Annotated in this window: 18 protein-coding genes; 2 read left to right on the top strand and 16 right to left on the bottom strand. The window is 72.4% G+C overall.

The annotated features are described in order from the left end of the window. Positions 1–149: 149 nt before the first annotated feature. The 10 genes from atpD to DLJ47_RS12510 all read right to left on the bottom strand — a co-directional run bounded on the left by atpD (position 150) and on the right by DLJ47_RS12510 (position 8901). Complete coding sequence (atpD, locus tag DLJ47_RS12555) at positions 150–1589, bottom strand: F0F1 ATP synthase subunit beta (protein WP_088992200.1); 1440 nt, start codon at positions 1587–1589, stop codon at positions 150–152. Next, the gene (locus DLJ47_RS12550) at positions 1589–2518 is read right to left on the bottom strand and encodes a F0F1 ATP synthase subunit gamma (protein WP_088992199.1); all 930 of its coding nucleotides are present in this window, start codon (positions 2516–2518) and stop codon (positions 1589–1591) included. The genes atpD and DLJ47_RS12550 overlap by 1 nt, the downstream gene beginning before the upstream one ends. A 9-nt stretch (positions 2519–2527) precedes the next feature. Next, a complete protein-coding gene (gene atpA / locus DLJ47_RS12545; protein WP_109900207.1) occupies positions 2528–4183 on the bottom strand; it encodes a F0F1 ATP synthase subunit alpha in 1656 nt (551 codons plus the stop codon). Positions 4184–4276: 93 nt separating this feature from the next. Continuing rightward, complete coding sequence (locus DLJ47_RS12540; protein WP_109900206.1) at positions 4277–5098, bottom strand: F0F1 ATP synthase subunit delta; 822 nt, start codon at positions 5096–5098, stop codon at positions 4277–4279. Continuing rightward, complete coding sequence (locus DLJ47_RS12535; protein WP_088992196.1) at positions 5098–5637, bottom strand: F0F1 ATP synthase subunit B; 540 nt, start codon at positions 5635–5637, stop codon at positions 5098–5100. The genes DLJ47_RS12540 and DLJ47_RS12535 overlap by 1 nt, the downstream gene beginning before the upstream one ends. 27 nt (positions 5638–5664) lie before the next feature. Next, positions 5665–5898 (bottom strand): ATP synthase F0 subunit C, encoded by a 234-nt coding sequence (locus DLJ47_RS12530; RefSeq protein ID WP_043966050.1) that lies wholly within the window; start codon positions 5896–5898, stop codon positions 5665–5667. A gap of 65 nt (positions 5899–5963) precedes the next feature. Continuing rightward, positions 5964–6761 carry a F0F1 ATP synthase subunit A gene (gene atpB / locus DLJ47_RS12525; protein WP_109900205.1) on the bottom strand — a complete coding sequence of 266 codons (798 nt, stop codon included), beginning with the start codon at positions 6759–6761 and terminating at the stop codon, positions 5964–5966. Positions 6762–6773: 12 nt separating this feature from the next. Further along, positions 6774–7010 carry an AtpZ/AtpI family protein gene (locus tag DLJ47_RS12520; protein ID WP_088997430.1) on the bottom strand — a complete coding sequence of 79 codons (237 nt, stop codon included), beginning with the start codon at positions 7008–7010 and terminating at the stop codon, positions 6774–6776. A gap of 180 nt (positions 7011–7190) precedes the next feature. Then, positions 7191–7619: a hypothetical protein gene (locus DLJ47_RS12515; RefSeq protein ID WP_109900204.1), complete on the bottom strand. Its 429-nt coding sequence runs from the start codon at positions 7617–7619 to the stop codon at positions 7191–7193. Then, entirely contained in the window at positions 7612–8901 is a 1290-nt protein-coding gene (locus tag DLJ47_RS12510; protein ID WP_109900203.1) for a serine hydroxymethyltransferase, read from the bottom strand. Before DLJ47_RS12510 ends, DLJ47_RS12515 begins: the two co-directional genes overlap by 8 nt. A 35-nt stretch (positions 8902–8936) precedes the next feature. Here DLJ47_RS12510 and DLJ47_RS12505 point away from each other — a divergent pair, with 35 nt between their 5' ends. Further along, positions 8937–10433, top strand: a complete 1497-nt coding sequence (locus DLJ47_RS12505; RefSeq protein ID WP_109900202.1) for an SDR family oxidoreductase — start codon at positions 8937–8939, stop codon at positions 10431–10433. On the opposite strand, the gene DLJ47_RS12500 is transcribed toward DLJ47_RS12505, so the two are convergent. The 4 genes from DLJ47_RS12500 to prmC all read right to left on the bottom strand — a co-directional run bounded on the left by DLJ47_RS12500 (position 10408) and on the right by prmC (position 14957). Next, positions 10408–12519, bottom strand: a complete 2112-nt coding sequence (locus DLJ47_RS12500; RefSeq protein ID WP_109900201.1) for a transglycosylase domain-containing protein — start codon at positions 12517–12519, stop codon at positions 10408–10410. The two genes, DLJ47_RS12505 and DLJ47_RS12500, sit on opposite strands and share 26 nt — an antisense overlap. 240 nt (positions 12520–12759) lie before the next feature. Then, positions 12760–13371 carry an arsenate reductase/protein-tyrosine-phosphatase family protein gene (locus DLJ47_RS12495; RefSeq protein ID WP_109900200.1) on the bottom strand — a complete coding sequence of 204 codons (612 nt, stop codon included), beginning with the start codon at positions 13369–13371 and terminating at the stop codon, positions 12760–12762. After that, positions 13372–14019 carry an L-threonylcarbamoyladenylate synthase gene (locus DLJ47_RS12490; RefSeq protein ID WP_088997429.1) on the bottom strand — a complete coding sequence of 216 codons (648 nt, stop codon included), beginning with the start codon at positions 14017–14019 and terminating at the stop codon, positions 13372–13374. Next, positions 14019–14957 (bottom strand): peptide chain release factor N(5)-glutamine methyltransferase, encoded by a 939-nt coding sequence (prmC, locus tag DLJ47_RS12485; RefSeq protein ID WP_446723555.1) that lies wholly within the window; start codon positions 14955–14957, stop codon positions 14019–14021. The genes DLJ47_RS12490 and prmC overlap by 1 nt, the downstream gene beginning before the upstream one ends. An 82-nt stretch (positions 14958–15039) precedes the next feature. Between prmC and DLJ47_RS12480 the strand changes: the two genes are divergently transcribed. After that, a complete protein-coding gene (locus DLJ47_RS12480; protein WP_109900198.1) occupies positions 15040–16590 on the top strand; it encodes a GGDEF domain-containing protein in 1551 nt (516 codons plus the stop codon). A 20-nt stretch (positions 16591–16610) separates the two neighbouring features. On the opposite strand, the gene prfA is transcribed toward DLJ47_RS12480, so the two are convergent. Both prfA and rpmE read right to left on the bottom strand, forming a co-directional pair. Continuing rightward, positions 16611–17699 (bottom strand): peptide chain release factor 1, encoded by a 1089-nt coding sequence (prfA, locus tag DLJ47_RS12475; protein WP_109900197.1) that lies wholly within the window; start codon positions 17697–17699, stop codon positions 16611–16613. A 92-nt stretch (positions 17700–17791) separates the two neighbouring features. After that, positions 17792–18016, bottom strand: a complete 225-nt coding sequence (gene rpmE, locus DLJ47_RS12470) for a 50S ribosomal protein L31 (RefSeq protein ID WP_109900196.1) — start codon at positions 18014–18016, stop codon at positions 17792–17794. Between the last annotated feature and the right edge of the window lie 103 nt (positions 18017–18119).

Genomic DNA, 18119 nt, shown 5'->3' with positions numbered 1-18119 from the left:
CGGTGAGCGCGCGAACCGACGGTACCTCGCACGCGGCACGATCGCCGAGCGCGGGAAACCGGCCAGCGGGCAGGATACGGCGCGAAGATGAACAAAAGGCCGCCCCGGCATTGCCGGGGCGGCCTTTTTCTTGCTCACAACGGGCGGGCTCAGCCCTCCGCCATCAGCTCCTTCGCCTTGCGCTCCAGGTCCTCCAGACCGCCGCACATGAAGAAGGCCTGCTCGGGGAAGTGGTCGTACTCGCCCTCGCTGATCTTGCGGAACGCCTCGATGGTCTCCTTGATCGGGACCGTCGAGCCCGGCACACCGGTGAACTGCTCCGCCGCGTAGGTGTTCTGCGACAGGAACCGCTCGATCCGGCGGGCCCGGCCGACCGTGACCTTGTCCTCCTCGGAGAGCTCCTCGATACCGAGGATGGCGATGATGTCCTGCAGGTCCTTGTAGCGCTGCAGGATCCGCTTCACCTCGGTGGCCACCTGGAAGTGGTCCTGGCCGACGAACTCCGGGGCGAGGATCCGGGACGAGGACGCCAGCGGGTCCACGGCCGGGTAGATGCCCTTGTCGGAGATCGACCGCTCCAGGTTGGTGGTCGCGTCGAGGTGGGCGAACGTGGTGGCCGGGGCGGGGTCGGTGTAGTCGTCCGCCGGCACGTAGATCGCCTGCATCGAGGTGATGGCCTGGCCCCGGACGGAGGTGATCCGCTCCTGGAGCTCGCCCATCTCGTCGGCCAGGGTCGGCTGGTAGCCCACCGCGCTCGGCATCCGGCCGAGCAGGGTGGAGACCTCGGAACCGGCCTGGGTGAAGCGGAAGATGTTGTCGATGAAGAGCAGCACCTCCTGCTTCTTCACGTCGCGGAAGTACTCCGCCATGGTCAGCGCGGAGAGAGCGACCCGCAGCCGGGTGCCCGGCGGCTCGTCCATCTGGCCGTAGACCAGCGCGGTCTTGTCGATGACGCCGGACTCGGTCATCTCGGCGATGAGGTCGTTGCCCTCACGGGTCCGCTCACCCACGCCGGCGAAGACCGAGGTACCACCGAAGTTGCGGGCGACCCGGGTGATCATCTCCTGGATGAGCACCGTCTTGCCCACGCCGGCGCCGCCGAACAGGCCGATCTTGCCGCCCTTGACGTACGGGGCGAGCAGGTCGATGACCTTGATGCCGGTCTCCAGCATCTCGGTCTTCGGCTCCAGGTCCGCGAAGGCCGGGGCCTTGCGGTGGATGCTCCAGCGGTCGTCGGCCTGGAGCGTCTCGCCCTCGGTGAGGTTCAGGACCTCGCCGATCGCGTTGAACACGTGGCCCTTGACCGCGTCGCCCACCGGAACGGTGATCGGCGAGCCGCTGTCGCGCACCTCCGCACCACGGACCAGGCCGTCGGTCGGCTGCATCGAGATGGCGCGGACCAGGTTGTCACCCAGGTGCTGGGCGACCTCCAGGGTCAGCGTCTTCTCGCCGCCGGAGAGCGTCACCTCGACGTGCAGGGCGTTGAACAGGTCCGGCATGGCGTCGCGCGGGAACTCGGCGTCGACGACCGGGCCGATGACCCGGACCACGCGACCCGTGGCCGTCTTGGTCTCTACTGGGGCAGTCATCACACTTCACTTCCCGACGCGGCCAGCGCGTTCGCGCCGCCGACGATCTCGCTGATCTCCTGGGTGATCCCGGCCTGGCGGGCCGAGTTCATCTCACGCGTGTACTTCTCGATCATCTCTTCCGCGTTGTCGGTGGCGCTCTTCATCGCCCGCCGCCGGGCCGCCGACTCGCTCGCCGCCGACTCGATCAACGCCGCGTAGATCCGCGTGTTGATGTACTTCGGCAGCAGCGCGTCGAGCAGCGCCTCCGCCTCCGGCTCGAACTCGTACGCCGGCAGCAGGCCCTCGGACCGGGGGCGGTCCTCCACCTGCATCGGGCCGATGATCTTCGCCACCGGGGTCTGGGTCATCAGGGACTTGAACTCGGTGTAGACGATGTGCAGCTCGTCGATTCCGAGCACCCCGTCCGGCCCGGCGCCGCCGTCCACGTCGTCCGCGCCGGCCGAGAACGCCTTGATCAGCGTCTCGCCCACCTCGCGGGCGTCGGCGAACGACGGCTGCTCGCTGAACCCGGTCCAGTTCGCCTCGATCGGCCGGTTACGGAACCGGTAGAACGTGACGCCCTTGCGCCCGACGACGTAGAGCACCGGCTCCTTGCCGTCGGCCTTGAGCCGGGCGATCAGCGACTCAGCGGTCTTGATCGCGTTGGTGCTGTAACCGCCGGCCAGGCCCCGGTCGCTGGTGACCAGCAGGACGCCGGCCCGCCGCACCCGCGGCCGCGGGGTGAGCAGCGGGTGGTCGATCCGCGCGTTGGACGCCAGCGCCGTGAGCACGTTGGTGATGGCCTGGGCGTACGGCAGGGACGCCTCCACCCGGGCCTGGGCCTTGGCGATCCGGCTCGTCGCCACGAGCTCCATCGCCTTGGTGATCTTCTTCATCGACTTCGCCGAGCGGATCCGTTGACGAAGAACGCGAACCTGGGCCGCCATGGTCAGCCCTTACTGGTTCTCGACCGGGCGGTCGGTCGTGCCGTCGCGGAAGCGGGTCACCGTCTCGCGGGCCTCGTCGCCCTCCAGCGGGGCGGCCGGCGCCTCGTTGATCCGGCGCTCGTCCTCCTTGCCGAGGAAGACCTGCTTGAACTCCGTGATGGCGGTGTCCAGCGAGCCGATGATGTCGTCGTCCCACTTGTGGTCGGCGATGGCCGCGAGGACGCCCTCGTGCTTGTGCCGCAGGTACTGGAGGAACTCCGACTCGAACCGCCGGATCTCACCCACCGGGATGTCGTCCAGCTTGCCCTCGGTGCCGGCCCAGACCGAGACGACCTGCTCCTGCACCGGGAACGGCGAGTAGTTCGGCTGCTTGAGCAGCTCGACCAGGCGGGAGCCGCGCTCCAGCTGGGCCCGGGAGGCCTTGTCCAGGTCGGAGGCGAAGGCGGCGAACGCCTCCAGCTCGCGGTACTGGGCCAGGTTCAGCCGCAGCGAGCCGGCGACCTTCTTCATCGGCTTCACCTGCGCGGCGCCACCGACCCGGGACACCGAGGTGCCGACGTTGATGGCCGGCCGGACGCCCTGGTTGAACAGGTCGGTCTCCAGGAAGATCTGGCCGTCGGTGATCGAGATGACGTTGGTCGGGATGAAGGCCGAGATGTCGTTGGCCTTGGTCTCGATGATCGGCAGGCCGGTCATCGAACCGCCGCCCATCTCGTCCGACAGCTTCGCGCAGCGCTCCAGCAGCCGCGAGTGCAGGTAGAAGACGTCACCCGGGTACGCCTCGCGGCCCGGCGGGCGACGCAGCAGCAGCGACACGGCCCGGTACGCCTCGGCCTGCTTGCTCAGGTCGTCGAAGACGATCAGGACGTGCTTGCCGCCGTACATCCAGTGCTGCCCGATGGACGAGCCGGTGTAGGGGGCGAGGTACTTGAAGCCGGCCGGGTCGGAGGCCGGGGAGGCGACGATGGTGGTGTACTCCATCGCGCCCGCCTCCTCCAGGAGGCCCTTGATCGAGGCGATCGTGGAGGCCTTCTGGCCGACGGCGACGTAGATGCAGCGGACCTGCTTCGTCGGGTCGCCGGAGCGCCAGTTCTCCCGCTGGTTGAGGATGGTGTCCAGGGCGACGGTGGTCTTGCCGGTCTTCCGGTCACCGATGATCAGCTGCCGCTGGCCCCGGCCGATCGGGGTCATCGCGTCGACCGCCTTGATGCCGGTCTGCATCGGCTCGAAGACGGACTGCCGGGCCATCACGTTCGGAGCCTGCAGCTCCAGCTCGCGGTAGCCCTCGTTGGCGATGTCGCCGAGGCCGTCGATCGGCTGGCCGAGCGCGTTGACCACGCGGCCGAGGAAGGCGTCGCCGACCGGCACGGAGAGCACCCGGCCGGTGCGCTTGACGCGCTGCCCCTCCTCGATGCCGGCGTAGTCACCGAGGACGACGACACCGATGTCCCGGACGTCGAGGTTCAGCGCCACGCCGAGCGTGCCGTCCTCGAACTCCAGGAGCTCGTTGGTCATGGTCGAGGGCAGGCCCTCGACGTGGGCGATGCCGTCGCCGGCGTCGGCGACGGTGCCGACCTCCTCGCGGGAGACGTCGGACGTGTAGGAGGAGACGTAGCGCTCCAGGGCGCCGCGGATCTCCTCCGTCGAGATGGTCAGCTCGGCCATCCTCTGCTTCCTTAAGTATCAGGGGCCCGGGATACCTAGTACCGACCGGTCCGAATGGCGTCTGTCATTCAGGCGCTGCGCGGCGGGGCCGCCTCAGCGCTTCGCGAGCGCGTTGCGGGTCTCGTTGAGGCGGCGCAGGACGGTGCCGTCGTACAGGTCGGAGCCGACCCGCACGCTCGCGCCACCGAGGACCTCGGGGTTCACCGTCTGCTTGACGGATACCTCCCGACCGTATATCGCGGAGAGGCTGGCGCCCAGCCGGCGCTCCTCCTCTTCACTCAACGGGGCCGCCACGGTCACGTACGCCACCTGCCGGTCGCGCCGGTCGGCGGCGAGCTCGACCAGCCGGGTGAGCGCCCCGGTTAAGGAGCGTCCGCCGAAGCCGGCGAGCGCGACCCCGACGAGGTAGCCGGTGACGGGCCGGGCCTTGCCGGCGAGCAGCTGGTCGGCCAGGGTGGCCCGCTGCTTGGCCGGCACCATCGCGTCGGAGAGCGCGTTGGACAGCTCGGGTGAACCGGAGACGACCTGCCCGAAGCGGAACAGCTCGTCCTCGACCTCACCCAGCTCGCCGCCGGAGTCGGCGGCGGCCAGGAGCGCCTCCACGCCGAGCCGCTCGGTGGCGTCGAGCAGTTCCGACGGCGCCGACCACCGGCCGGAGACCAGCGCGGCGACCAGCTCGAGCGCGTCCGCGCCGACCTTGCCGCCGAGAATCCCGGTCAGCAGGGCGGCCCGGTCCTCGCCGGAGCGGGCCGGGTCGGAGAGCGCCCGGCGCAGCCGCGGCTCCCGCCGCAGCAGGGCGGCGACGGAGATGATGTCGTCGGCGGTGGTGGCCACCGCCGACGGCTCCGCGCCGCGGACGTACGCGTCGAGGCGCTCGGCCGCGATCTTGTACGACTCCCGGCTGGCGGCCTGCATCAGCGGGCCCCCGTGCTCTCGAGACCGCTCAGGAACCGGTCGACGGTGCCCTTGCGGCGCGCCTCGTCGGCGAGCGACTCACCGACGATCTTGCTGGCCAGATCGACCGCGATGGTGCCGACCTCGGTACGCAGCTCGCGCACGATGGTGGCCCGCTCCGCGGCGAGCTGCTCCTTGCCGGCCGCGATGATCCGGTCGGACTCCTCCCGCGCCTTGGCGAGGATGTCCTGCCGGATGCCCTCGGCGTCGGCCCGGGCGTCGTCCCGGATCTTGGCGGCGTCGGTACGCGCCTCGGCGAGCTGCGCGCGGTACTGCTCGAGCAGCTGGTTGGCCTCGGCCTGGGCGGCCTCGGCGCGCTTGATGCCGCCCTCGATCGCGTCCACCCGAGCCTGGAACGTCTGCTCCATGCGCGGGAAGACGAACTTCATCAGCACGAAGCAGAGGATGGCGAAGGCGATGGTGCCGACCACGATCTCCTGCCAGACAGGCACGATCGGGTTGTGGGTCGACTCACCACCCTCAGCGGCGAGCAGGAACATGGATGACCTCCCGGTCGAGGGGCGGGATTAGAGCTGGCCCTGCCAGATGAAGCCGAAGGCGATGCCCAGCAGCGCGAGCGCCTCGATGACGGCGAAGCCGATCCAGACGTACGGCAGGGTCATCCGGGACGACTCCGGCTGGCGGGCCGTCGACTGGATGTAGGCGGCGAAGACCAGGCCGACACCGATGCCCGGGCCGATGGCCGCGAGACCGTAGCCGATGGCGGCGGTGCTGCCCTCTACCGCGGCGTAGATGTCCATTAGTGGGTTCCTCCTGGTTATCACGCGTGACGGTCACGCGGGACGACAACGGGTGGTGCGGTGGATCAGTGCTCTTCGGCGAGCGCGCCCTGCACGTAGCTGGCGGTGAGCACGGTGAAGACGTAGGCCTGCAGGACGATCACCAGGAACTCGAGGAAGGTGAGCGCGATGGTCATCACCCAGGAGAGCACCGAGACCGGCGCCAGCCAGGCGTTGGCGTTGAGCATCGCGAAGCCGCCGAGCGTGAAGACCAGCAGGAGCATGTGGCCGGCGAACATGTTCGCGAAGAGACGGACGGCCAGCGAGAACGGCCGGACGAGGAAGGTCGAGAAGAACTCGATCGGGATCAGCAGCGGCAGGATGTACCAGGGCGCCGGCGGGATGAGGGAGTTCTTGATGAACTTGCCGGCGCCGTGGTGCCGGATGCCCGCGTAGATGAAGAGCACGTAGCTGATCAAGGCGAGGAACGCCGGGAAGGCGATGTGCGAGTTCGGCGAGATCTGGAGCAGCGGGAAGATCGCGAAGAAGTTGGTCAGCAGGATGAAGCAGAAGAGCGTGGTGAAGTACGGCGCGAACCGCACCCCCGCGTGCCCGATCATGTCGACAGCGATGTTGTTCCGCACGAAGCCGTAGATCGACTCGGCGAACCACTGCTTCTTCGTCGGTACCAGCTGCGGCTTCCGGTAACTGGCCAGGAAGAAGATGATCAGAACGCCGACGGCCAGCCAGACCATCGCGGTGATCTTGGTGAACCAGTAGGAGTTCTCCGCACCCCAGGGCAGGATGCTGGGCAGGTAGAAGTCCTCCACGCTGGGTGGGAATGCTGCCTCGCCCTGAGCCAGAACGTTCGCCGCTCCGAACACCTGCGTCCCTTCCTAAGTAGGCGTGCCGAGTCGGCGGACGACCAGGATGATCCCCCCGGCCATGCCGAGCACGACGCCGATCCCGGTGGCGATGCCCCCGGTGTCGAGCCACTGGTCGACCAGCCAGCCGATGAAACCCCACACGAGCATGCCCGCGATCAGGTACGTGAGCGCGGTCCAACCCTGGCCGGCGCCGGACGGAACGTCGTCCCGGTCGCCGCTGGGTCGGGGGGTTTGGTCACCAGCCATGACGGGGCGAACGATATCAGTCGGGAAGTCGAGGCTGTGCCTCACCCCCCGCACAACCGTCGTTGTGTGGGCGTCGGGCGGGCAGGCTCGTCTGTGGGCACGCTACTCCCCTTCCGCCAGCCTGGAAATGACCAGTGCCGGACACATTTCCGCGCCGTCCGAGGGGTGGGATTCCCGCGGTCAGCGGGTACCGCGGGCGTGCACGGCGGTGAGCCACCAGGTGTGCACCCCGGTCCAGACGACCACCCCGGCGGCGATGCCCAGGCAGAGCGGGATCAGGCCGGCCCAGCCGGTCGACGCGACGGCCACCATCACCACCCCGAGCAGGGTGAACTTGGCCGCGTAGAGGCCGAGTCCGAAGGGGAGCACCAGCTGCGGGTTCACCGAGTCGGCCCAGGCCAGCACAACGGTGGTCAGGGTGTAGCTGGCCACCGTGACGCCGACGCCGGCCGCCGCGCCGAGCGCCGCGTCGGTGCCGCCGGTGACCGCGCCGAGCAGCGCGGCCACGGCGGTCAGCAGGCCGCTCGCGGCCAGCAGCACCGGCAGGTGCCGCAGCCGCCAGCGCCGGTCGGCGGCCGCGACCGGCTCGCGCACCCCGGGCTCAGCCACGGGGGTACGCCGGGAACTCGGTGACCAGCTCGGTCACCTCGGACGCGACAGCGGCCAGCCGGTCGGCGCCACCCGGGTCGGCCGGATCGGTGCGCACCGCCCGGGCGATCAGCCCGGCGACCCGGCGCAGCTCGCCCTCCCGCATGCCCTGGGTGGTGACGGCGGGCGTGCCGACCCGGATCCCGGAGGCGATCATCGGCTTCTGCGGGTCGTACGGGATGGCGTTCTTGTTCAGCGTGATGCCGGCGGCGTCGCAGCGCGCCTCGGCGTCCGCGCCGGTCACCCCCACCTCGCGCAGGTCGATCAGGGCGAGGTGGGTGTCGGTGCCGCCGGAGACCGGGCGCATCCCCTCGGCGGCCAGCCCGGCGGCGAGCGCCTGCGCGTTGCGCACCACCTGGGCCGCGTACGCCTGGAACTCGGGCTGCGCGGCCTCGCGCAGCGCGACGGCCTTGGCCGCGACGGCGTGCATCAGCGGGCCGCCCTGGGTGAACGGGAAGACCGCCTTGTCGATCCGCTGGGCCAGCGACTCCCGGCACAGGATCATCCCGCCACGCGGCCCGCGCAGCACCTTGTGCGTGGTGGCGCAGACGACGTCGGCGTACGGCACCGGGGAGGGGATGGCCTTGCCGGCGACCAGCCCGATGAAGTGCGCGGCGTCCACCATGAGGTACGCGCCGACGGCGTCGGCGACCTCCCGGAACCGGGCGAAGTCGATCAGCCGCGGGTACGCGGTCGCGCCACAGATGATCATCTTGGGCCGGTGTGCCAGGGCCAGGTCACGCACCTCGTCGTAGTCGATCAGCTCGGTGTCCCGGCGCACCGTGTAGCCGACGGTGTGGAACCACTTGCCGGAGAAGTTCACCCGGCTGCCGTGGGTCAGGTGCCCGCCGTGCGGCAGGTCCATGGCGAGCACCGTGTCACCCGGCTGCACCAGCGCCGCGTACGCGGCCAGGTTGGCGCTCGCCCCGGAGTGCGGCTGGAGGTTGGCGTGCTCGGCCCCGAAGAGCTCCTTCGCCCGGGCGATGCCGATCTCCTCGGCCCGGTCCACCTCGGCGCAGCCGCCGTAGTACCGCCGGCCCGGGTAGCCCTCGGCGTACTTGTTGGTCAGCGTCGAGCCGAGCGCGGCCAGCACCGCCGGCGAGGTGAGGTTCTCGCTGGCGATCAGCTGGAGGCCGCCGCGCAGCCGGTCCAGCTCACCGAGCACCACCCCGGCGATCTCCGGGTCGGTGGCCCGGAGCTGGTCGAAATCCGGCCCCCAGAAGGTGCTTTGCGCGGTGTCCACAGCGCCAGAGTCTATTGGGCCGCAGACTGGGGATCGTGAGATGCCTGGTCACCGGAGCAACGGGGTACATCGGCGGGCGGCTCGCGCCCCGACTGCTGGCCGACGGCCACACCGTACGCTGCCTGGCCCGCAAGGCCGGCCGGCTGCGGGACGTGCCGTGGGCGAGCCGGGTGGAGATCGCCGAGGGCGACCTGCGCAAGCCGGAGACGCTGCCGGCCGCGCTCGACGGCGTGGACGTCGCCTACTACCTGGTGCACTCGCTCGGCCAGGCCGGGTTCGAGGCCGCCGACCGGGAGGCGGCGACGAACTTCGCGACGGCGGCCCGCGCCGCGGGCGTCCGCCGGATCGTCTACCTGGGCGGGCCGGAGCCGGCCGCCGACCGGTCGGTCCCCTCGGCGCACCTGCGCTCCCGGGCCGAGGTGGGGTGGATCCTGCTGGACAGCGGGGTGCCCACCGCGGTGCTGCGGGCCGCGGTGATCATCGGGTCCGGCTCGGCGTCGTTCGAGATGCTGCGCCACCTCACCGAGCGGTTGCCGATGATGGTCACCCCGCGCTGGGTGCGCAACCGGATCCAGCCGATCGCGGTCCGCGACGTGCTGCGCTACCTGGTCGGCTGCGCGGAACTGCCGCCGGAGGTCAACCGGGCCTTCGACATCGGCGGGCCGGACGTGCTCACCTTCCAGGAGATGATGCAGCGCTACGCCCGGGTGGCCGAGCTGCCCCGGCGGGTCATCGTGCCGGTCCGGCCGCTGACCCCGGCGCTCTCCTCGCTCTGGGTCGGGCTGATCACCCCGGTGCCGAACGCGATCGCCCGGCCGCTGGTGGAGAGCCTGGTGCACGAGGCGGTCGCCCGCGAGCACGACATCGCCCGGTACGTCCCCGACCCGCCGGAGGGGCTCACCAGCTTCGACCGGGCGGTGGAGCTGGCACTGGCCAAGATCCGCGACGCCGCGGTGGAGACCCGGTGGTCGAACGCGAGCGGCCCGGACGCGCCGGCCGAACCGCTGCCCAGCGACCCGAAGTGGTCCGGCGGCACCACGTACACCGACGTGCGGGAACGCGCCGTGGCCGCCCCGCCGGCCGTGCTCTGGCAGGTGATCGAGGGGGTCGGCGGGGAGCACGGCTGGTACTCCTTCCCGCTCGCCTGGTCGGTGCGGGGCTGGTTGGACCGGCTGATCGGCGGGGTGGGGCTGCGCCGGGGGCGGCGCGACCCGCACCGGCTCCAGGTCGGCGAGGCGCTGGACTTCTGGCGGGTGGAGGAGATCGTCCCCGGTGAGCTGCTGCGGCTGCGCGCCGAGATGCGGCTGCCCGGCCGGGCCTGGCTGGAGATGCGGGTGCTGCCGGCCGAGAACGGGCGCAGCCGCTACCACCAGCGGGCGGTCTTCCTCCCGCACGGCCTGGCCGGGCACGCGTACTGGGGTTCGGTGGCGCCGTTCCACGCGGTGGTGTTCGGCGGGATGGCCCGCAACATCGCCCGGGGCGCCGAGCACCTGGCCGGGGCTTCGGTCAGTTCCCGCTCCGCTCTCCGCTGACCTCGAAGGCGATCGCCTCGCTCGGCGGCACGAAGTCGCGCACCGGCTGGTCGCGCAGCGCGAACGACATCAGCTCGGCCACCGCGTCCACCATCCGGCCCTGCACCGTCCGGCCCACCCCGTCCCGCGGGTCGTCCGGGTTCGCGGCGATCGCGGCGACCGCGAGCTGCGGGGTGAACGCCACCACGGTCTCCGTGGCGTACCGCTCCGAGCTGCCCGTCTTGCCGGCCACCGGACGGCCCAGCCGGTCCCGCAGCCGGGTCGCGGTGCCACCGTCGCAGCGGTTGTACATGGACTGGTCGCCGACCGGGCAGCGGGCCGCGTCCGCCGCCGCCCGGGCCACCTCGGTGTCGAGCACCTGGCGGCAGTCCGGCTTCGCCGCGTCGACCGGGCGACCGGCCGCGTCGGTGATCGAGGTGACCGGCAGCGGCGCGCACCACGTGCCCTCGGCCGCCAGCGTGGCGTACGCGCCGGCCAGGTCGAGCGGCGTGGTGGTGGCCACGCCCAGCACGAACGGGCCCCAGTTGCGGGCGCCGTGGCGGGCCAGCCGGGCGTCGTCCGGGGAGCGCAGCACGATGCCGAGCCGCTCGGCCATCTCCACCACCCGGTCCGCGCCGACCCGCTCGGTCAGCCAGGCGAAGTACGTGTTCACCGACTCGCCGAAGGCGGTCCACATGTCGTGCCAGCCCGCCATCGACCGGCTGGCGTTCTCCGGGCACCAGTAGCCGTCGCAGCTCGCCGCGCCGGAGGCCGGGTAGCGGGTGACGAACCGGTCCGGCGCGTCGAACTCGGTCCGCAGCGGCAGCCCGGACTCCAGGGCGGCCAGCATGGCGAAGAGCTTGAACGTCGAGCCGGCCTGGTAGCCCTCGATCGCCCCGCCGCCGGCGACCAGCTGGTTGACCGTGTTCGGGTGGTTCTTCTGCCCGGGTGGGTTGGCCTCCACCCGGTAGTTCCGGTTCACCGCCATGGCCAGCACCCGCCCGGTGCCGGGCTGCACCACCGCGGTCGGCATCGCCTTGCGGTCGTCCACCCGGTAGATCCGGTGGACCTGCTCGACGGCGGCGCGCTGCACGGTGGGGTCGAGCGAGGAGACGATGGCGAAGCCGCCCCGGCGCAGCGTGCGCTGCCGCTCGTCCACGCTGGCCCCGAACGCCGGCTGGGCGTTCCACCACCGGGTGAACCAGTCGCAGAAGTAGCCCCAGTCGTTGTGCCCCTCGGGCACCGCCGTGCAGTCGTTCGGCGTCTCGCTGGGGCGCAGCTTCAGCGGCTCGGCCGCGGCCCGGGCGGCCTCCTCGGCCGGCACCTGCCCCGCCTCCACCAGCCGGTCCAGCACGTACGCCCGGCGGCGCAGCGCGCTGTCCGCGTCCCCGTTGATCGGGTCGTCGCTGTGCGGGGAGCGGACCAGGCCGGCCAGCAGAGCCGCCTCACCGAGGGTGAGGTCGGCCGGCGCCTTGGAGAAGTAGCGCTTGCTAGCGGCCGCCACCCCGTACGCCCCGGCCCCGAAGTACGCGATGTTCAGGTAGCGGGCCAGGATCTGGTCCTTGCTCAGCTCCCGCTCCAGCGCCAACGCGTACCGCATCTCCTGGATCTTGCGGGCGGTGGTGATCTCGGTGGCCGCGGCGCGCTGGGCTTCGCTGAGCCGCGGGTCGCTGCTCAGCACGTTGCGGACGTACTGCATGGTCAGCGTGGAGGCGCCCTGCCGGGTCTCGCCCGAACCCTGGTTGACCGTGAAGGCCCGGGCCACGCCCCGCAGGTCCACCCCGCTGTGCTGGTGGAACCGGGCGTCCTCGGCGGCCACGATCGCCTGGCGCATCACCGGCGCCACCTCGGCCAGCGGGACGTCCACCCGGTCCTCCTGGTAGAAGGAGGTGATCAGGGTGGTGCCGTCGCTGGCGTACAGGTTGGACCGCTGGGCGGTGGGCGGGGTGCGCAGCGTGTTCGGCAGCTCCGCGTACGGCGCGGCGAGCGCCGAGAAGCCGATCCCGAAGACCAGCGCGGCCGGCAGGGCCGCCGCCGCCAGCGCCAGGCCGGCCAGCACGCCGGCGATCAGGATGGTCAGCACTCGGTGCAGATGGGCCCGGGTCATCAGCTCTCCCCGCAGGAGCCGGATCGCGCTAGGACCCGTTCAGAATGACCCGAAACGCCCCTTTCGCCCCTGCGTTTCGCGAAACCCGCAGGAAATTCGCGAGCCGGACACGGCACGCGCCGCCGGACACGCCGTCGAGCGAGCGCCGACAGTGTCGATCAGGAAGTTGTTGCGCGCGCATCGGCGTGTCGGGTCAACAACGTCATGATCGACATGCGGGGCAGGCGGGGCGGGTGGGGCTCAGGGGAGGAGGACTGCGGCGAGGGGGTGGACGGTCTCCTCGATCTCGTCGGCGACCCGGCTGAAGCACTGGTCGCCCCGACCCCACGGGTCGTCCAGGTCGTCCGTGGGCAGCGGGGTGGTGCCCTGGCGGGCGGCGTGGGCGGCCTCGACCAGCGCCACCCCGCGGGCGTACACCGCCTCGCCGGTGGACTCGGCCGGGGGCAGCGCGGCGGCGTCCACCGCGGCCAGCAGCCGGCCGAACTCGCCGAGCACGAAGGTGCGTTCGGCGGCGTCCGGGCGCAGCGCCACCACGTACTCCTGCTGGTCGGCGGTGGCGGTGAGGACCAGGTCGGCCGCGTCGATGAGGTCCGAGCGGAGCTTGCGGGCGGCGAACCCCTCGGTGCTGCCGCCGCGGGTGGTGACCTGGCGGGCCGCCGGCGGGTTCATCTCCTCGCCGGCGTGCCAGCCGCCGGTGCCGGCGCTGTGGCTGTGCAGCAGCTCGTCCGCGCGGGCCGGGTCGAGCCCCCGGCGGGACAGCCGTTCCCGGACGGCGAGGGCGAGCAGCCGCTCGGCCATCGGCGACCGGCAGATGTTGCCCATGCACACGTGCAGCACGGTGAACGGGGGCACTCAGGCCACCTGGCTCTCGACGATGTCCGGCACCACGTCGCGGAGCTTCTCCAGCGGGATGGCGCCCAGCCGGAGCAGCTGCGGCACCTCGCCGGTGAGGTCCACGATCGTGCTCGGCACCGGGTCCGGGCAGGGCCCGGCCTCCAGGTACGCGCGCACCGAGTAGCCGAGCTGGTCGCGCGCCTCCTCGGCGGTGACCGCGGCCGGCTGGCCGGTCTTGTTCGCCGACGAGACCGCCATCGGGCCGGTCTCCCGCAGCACCTCCAGGGCCACCGGGTGCAGCGGCATCCGCACCGCCACCGTGCCGGTCTTGTCCCCGAGGTCCCACTGCAGGCTCGGCGAGTGCTCGACCACGATGGTCAGCGCCCCCGGCCAGAACGCCTCGACCAGGTCCCGGGCCGCCTGCGGCAGCGAGAAGACCAGCCCGTCGAGGGTGTGCCGGGAGCCGATCAGCACCGGGGGCGGCATCTGCCGGCCCCGGCCCTTGGCGTCGAGCAGCGCCTTGACCGCGTACGGGGTGAACGCGTCCGCGCCGATCCCGTAGACCGTGTCCGTCGGCAGGACGACCAGTTCGCCGTTCTTGACCGCCTCGATGGCCGCAGCGATGCCGCGGTCCCGGTCGGCGGGCGACCGGCAGTCGTAGAGCATCACGAGGAGCCAGTCTGCCACGCCGGGCCGGTGAACCGGTGCTGACCGTCCGCCCGCCGGGACGCGGTGGCGAACCGGGGCCGGCCGGCCAGGTCCGGATGGTCGGCGACGTCGGCGTACCGGCCGTCGGCGGCGAGCAGCTCCGGCACCACCCGGCCGTGGCTGTCGTCGTGCTCCACGCCGAGCGCGCCACCAGGCCGCAGCAGCACCGCCGCCCGGGCCAGCACCGGGCGGATCACCGCCAACCCGTCGGGCCCGCCGAAGACCGCGTTTGCCGGATCGTGCCGGGCCACCTCGGGTGGCACGGCCACCTCGGCCGGCACGTAGGGCGGGTTGCAGAGCAGGACGTCCACCCGGCCGGCCAGCTCGGCCAGCAGGTCCGGCGCGGTGACGTCGGCCGCGACCACCTCGATCGGCCGGTCCCCCGCCGCGGCCCGCTCGGCCGCGTTGCGCCGCAGCCAGGGCAGCGCCGCCGGCGAACCCTCCACCGCCACCACCCGGGCCGACGGCAGCTCCTGGGCGACCGCGAGGGCGATCGCGCCGGAGCCGCTGCACAGGTCCACCACCAGCGGGGTGGCCACCCGCGCGGCCCGCTCGACGCCCCAGCCGGCGAGCAGTTCGGTCTCCGGGCGGGGCACGAACACCCCCGGGCCGACGGCCAGCTCCAGGTGCCGGAAGGCGGCCCGGCCGGTGAGGTGCTGCAACGGCTCCCGGTCCGCCCGGCGGGCGACCAGCGCCGCGTACCGGTCGCGCTGCGCCGGGGAGAACCCGTCCGCCAGGGCGAGCCGGCCGCGCGGCACCTCCAGCACGTACGCGGCCAGCAGCTCGGCCTCCGCCCGCGCCGCCTCGACCCCGGCCTCGGCCAGCACGCGGGCCGCCCGGAGCACCGCCACGGACGGACGCTCCCGGTTCGTCCCTTCGGACGGGTGTTGCGGCACGATGGTCACGACATAATCATGAAGCGTCGCGGTTCACATTACGAGCGGGTGCGTGCCGACGCACACCGACAGGAGGTCGCGAGTGGGCTGGCTCGACCGGGTCACCGACCAGGTTGACGCCCTGCGGCAGTCCCGGGCCTTGCAGGAGGCGAGCCGGTCCGCCGAGGCGTACAGCGTGGTCGACCGGGTGATCCGGAGCACCAGCGACCCGTACGCCCGGGCCGACGCGCTGGTGCAGCGGCTCTCCGCGCTGATCAACCTGGGCCGCACCGCGGAGTTCACCCGGGCCATCGAGGAGGCCTCCGGCGCCGTCCGCGACCTCGCCGAGCCCTACCTGCACGGGCACCTGAACGCGCTGGCCGCGCTCGCCGCGCACCACCAGGGCGCGCTGGACCGCTGCGTCACCCACCTGGTCAAATCCGCCCGGGCGCTGGGCGCGGTGGACGACCCCGACCGGGACACCGCCTGGGGCTGGCACGACCTCGCGATGGCCTACTCCTACCTCAGCTTCCACGGCTACGCCCTGGGGGCCATCGAGCGGGCCCGCCAGCTCGGGCAGGCGGCCGGCATTCCCGAGGAGACCTTCGCCGCGCCGGGCATCCGGCTGCGCAACGCGGTGGCGCTGGACCACAACGGCGACAGCGACGGCTGCCTGCGGGTGCTCCGCGACGTCGCCGCCGACCTCGGCCGGTTCATCCGCGGCGGGCGTGCCGGGCGGCTGCGCCCGAGCAGCCTCGCCGCGTACGGCTACGCCGCCGCCCGGCAGGCGGCGCTGGGCGACCGGCTGGAGGTGGGCACCGACGCCGCGCCGGCCCGGCTGCTCGGCCACGGCGGGGACAGCGCCCGCGCCCGGGACATGCGCGAACTCGGCCAGGTGTGCCTGGCCATCGCCGAGGGGCGGCCGATCGAGGCGGTCACCCGGCTGGAGTCCGTCCGGGTCTCCAGCGAGACGCTCGGTGCCGCCGAACCAGCCCGGCTGCGCAGCATCGCGCTGGCCCGGGCCGGCGACCACGCGGCGGCGCACCGGGCCGACCGGCTGGCGTTCCGGCTCGCCGCCCAGCGCAACGACCGGCTGCGGGACGTCTACATCGACGGCATCGCCGCCCGCATCGACCACGAGGAGATGCGCCGCGAGGCGGCCCGCTACGAGGGTGAGGCGCTGACCGACCCGCTGACCGGGCTGCCCAACCGCCGCCGCCTGGAGCGCTACATCGCCGCCGTGGTCGCCCGCGGCGAGCAGGTGGTGATCGGCGTCTGCGACCTGGACGGCTTCAAGGCGGTGAACACCCGGCACGGGCACCACTCCGGTGACCTGGTGCTGCAACGGGTGGCCGGGGTGATCAACCGGGTGATGCGCCGGGGCGACTTCGTGGCCCGCTACGGCGGCGACGAGTTCGTGGTGGTGCTGCCCGGCGCGGGGATGACCGAGGCCGCCGAGGTGGCCCGCCGGATCGAGGCCGCCGTGCGTACCGAGGACTGGGAGTCGTTGGTGCCGGGCACCCCGGTCGGGGTGAGCATCGGGTTCGCCGAGGTCTCCGGCTCGGGCACCGGGCTGCGCGACGCGCTGGGCACCGCCTTCGAGATCGCCGACCGGGAGATGCTCCGCGCCAAGGCCCGCCCCCGCGCCTCCTGACCCGTCCGACGGGGCAGGGGTCAGCGGCGGGTTAGTTCGGGGTCGCCGGCCAGGCGGGCGGCGCGGTCGGCCTCGGTCAGGGCGTCCAGCACGCCGTCCAGGTCACCGGCGAGAGCCAGGTCCAGGTTGTACGCGGTGTAGCCGATCCGGTGGTCGGTGATCCGGTTCTGCGGGAAGTTGTAGGTGCGGATCCGCTCCGAGCGGTCCACCGTGCGGACCTGCGCCTTGCGGGCGTCCGCGGCGGCCGCGTCGGCCTGCTCCTGGGCCGCCGCCAGCAGCCGGGCGCGCAGGATCCGCATGGCCTGCTCGCGGTTCTGCAACTGGGACTTCTCGTTCTGGCAGGAGACCACGATCCCGGTCGGCAGGTGGGTGATCCGCACCGCCGAGTCGGTGGTGTTCACCGACTGCCCACCCGGGCCGGACGAGCGGAACACGTCGATCCGCAGCTCGTTGGGGTCGATGGTGACGTCGACGTCCTCCGCCTCCGGCAGCACCAGCACGCCGGCCGCGCTGGTGTGGATCCGGCCCTGCGACTCGGTGACCGGGACGCGCTGCACCCGGTGCACGCCGCCCTCCCACTTCAGCCGCGACCAGACGCCGTTGCCCCCCTCGGGCACGCCCTTGGTCTTGATCGCCAGCGAAACGTCCTTCACCCCGCCGAGGTCGGAGTCCTGCGCGTCGATCACCTCGGTCAGCCAGCCGCGCCGCTCGGCGTACCGGGTGTACATCCGGAGCAGGTCGGCGGCGAAGAGCGCGGACTCCTCGCCACCCTCGCCGGCCTTGATCTCGACGATCACGTCCTTGGCGTCGTGCGGGTCGCGCGGGATCAGCAGCTCGGCCAGGCGCTCCTCGAGCGCCGGCAGGGACGCCGCGATGGCCTCGGCCTCGGCCGCGAAGGCGGGGTCCTCGGCGGCCAGTTCGCGGGCGGCGGCCAGGTCGGCTCGGGCCTGCTCCAGCTCGCCGGCGGCCTTGTGCAGCGGGACCAGCTCGGCGTACCGCCGACCGACCCGCCGGGCGGTGCCCTGGTCGGCGTGGATGGCCGGATCAGCCAGCCGCTTCTCCAGCTCGGCGTACTCGTCGAGGAGGGCGGCCAGGCGCTCACTGCTCATGCTGGGGTTGCTCCTTCGACGCGACGGACCGGTGCACATACGGACGGCGCCCGCGTCCGGCAGGAAACCGGACGCGGGCGCCGAACGAGAAGTTACTTGCCCTTCTTGGCCTGAACCTTGGCGTACTTCTGCTGGAACTTCGCGACCCGGCCGGCGGTGTCGAGCACGCGCTGCTTGCCGGTGTAGAACGGGTGGCAGGCGCTGCAGGTCTCGACGTGGATCGAGCCGCCCTTGGCGGTGCTGCGGGTCGTGAAGGTGTTGCCGCAGGAGCAGGTGACGTCGGTGGTCACGTACTCCGGGTGGATGTTGGGCTTCATGTCGCCTCGGTCCTCTCGTCGGTGGTCGCCGGGTCGCCGTCGCCACCCGCCGCGACTCGCGACGGGCTCGGGCGTGAACCGGAACCGGTGGCCGATTGACCAG

The organism is Micromonospora sp. S4605, from assembly GCF_003176715.1.
Classification (GTDB): Bacteria; Actinomycetota; Actinomycetes; order Mycobacteriales; family Micromonosporaceae; genus Micromonospora; species Micromonospora echinaurantiaca.
This window is presented reverse-complemented; position numbering and strand designations above follow the sequence as displayed.

Excerpts from the sequence above, each read along its gene's own strand:
- atpD (WP_088992200.1), bottom strand. The coding sequence starts at position 1,589 with ATGACTGCCCCAGTAGAGACCAAGACGGCCACGGGTCGCGTGGTCCGG.
- DLJ47_RS12550 (WP_088992199.1), bottom strand. The coding sequence starts at position 2,518 with ATGGCGGCCCAGGTTCGCGTTCTTCGTCAACGGATCCGCTCGGCGAAG.
- atpA (WP_109900207.1), bottom strand. The coding sequence starts at position 4,183 with ATGGCCGAGCTGACCATCTCGACGGAGGAGATCCGCGGCGCCCTGGAG.
- DLJ47_RS12540 (WP_109900206.1), bottom strand. The coding sequence starts at position 5,098 with ATGCAGGCCGCCAGCCGGGAGTCGTACAAGATCGCGGCCGAGCGCCTC.
- DLJ47_RS12535 (WP_088992196.1), bottom strand. The coding sequence starts at position 5,637 with ATGTTCCTGCTCGCCGCTGAGGGTGGTGAGTCGACCCACAACCCGATC.
- DLJ47_RS12530 (WP_043966050.1), bottom strand. The coding sequence starts at position 5,898 with ATGGACATCTACGCCGCGGTAGAGGGCAGCACCGCCGCCATCGGCTAC.
- DLJ47_RS12520 (WP_088997430.1), bottom strand. The coding sequence starts at position 7,010 with ATGGCTGGTGACCAAACCCCCCGACCCAGCGGCGACCGGGACGACGTT.
- DLJ47_RS12500 (WP_109900201.1), bottom strand. The coding sequence starts at position 12,519 with ATGACCCGGGCCCATCTGCACCGAGTGCTGACCATCCTGATCGCCGGC.
- DLJ47_RS12490 (WP_088997429.1), bottom strand. The coding sequence starts at position 14,019 with ATGCTCTACGACTGCCGGTCGCCCGCCGACCGGGACCGCGGCATCGCT.
- prfA (WP_109900197.1), bottom strand. The coding sequence starts at position 17,699 with ATGAGCAGTGAGCGCCTGGCCGCCCTCCTCGACGAGTACGCCGAGCTG.
- rpmE (WP_109900196.1), bottom strand. The coding sequence starts at position 18,016 with ATGAAGCCCAACATCCACCCGGAGTACGTGACCACCGACGTCACCTGC.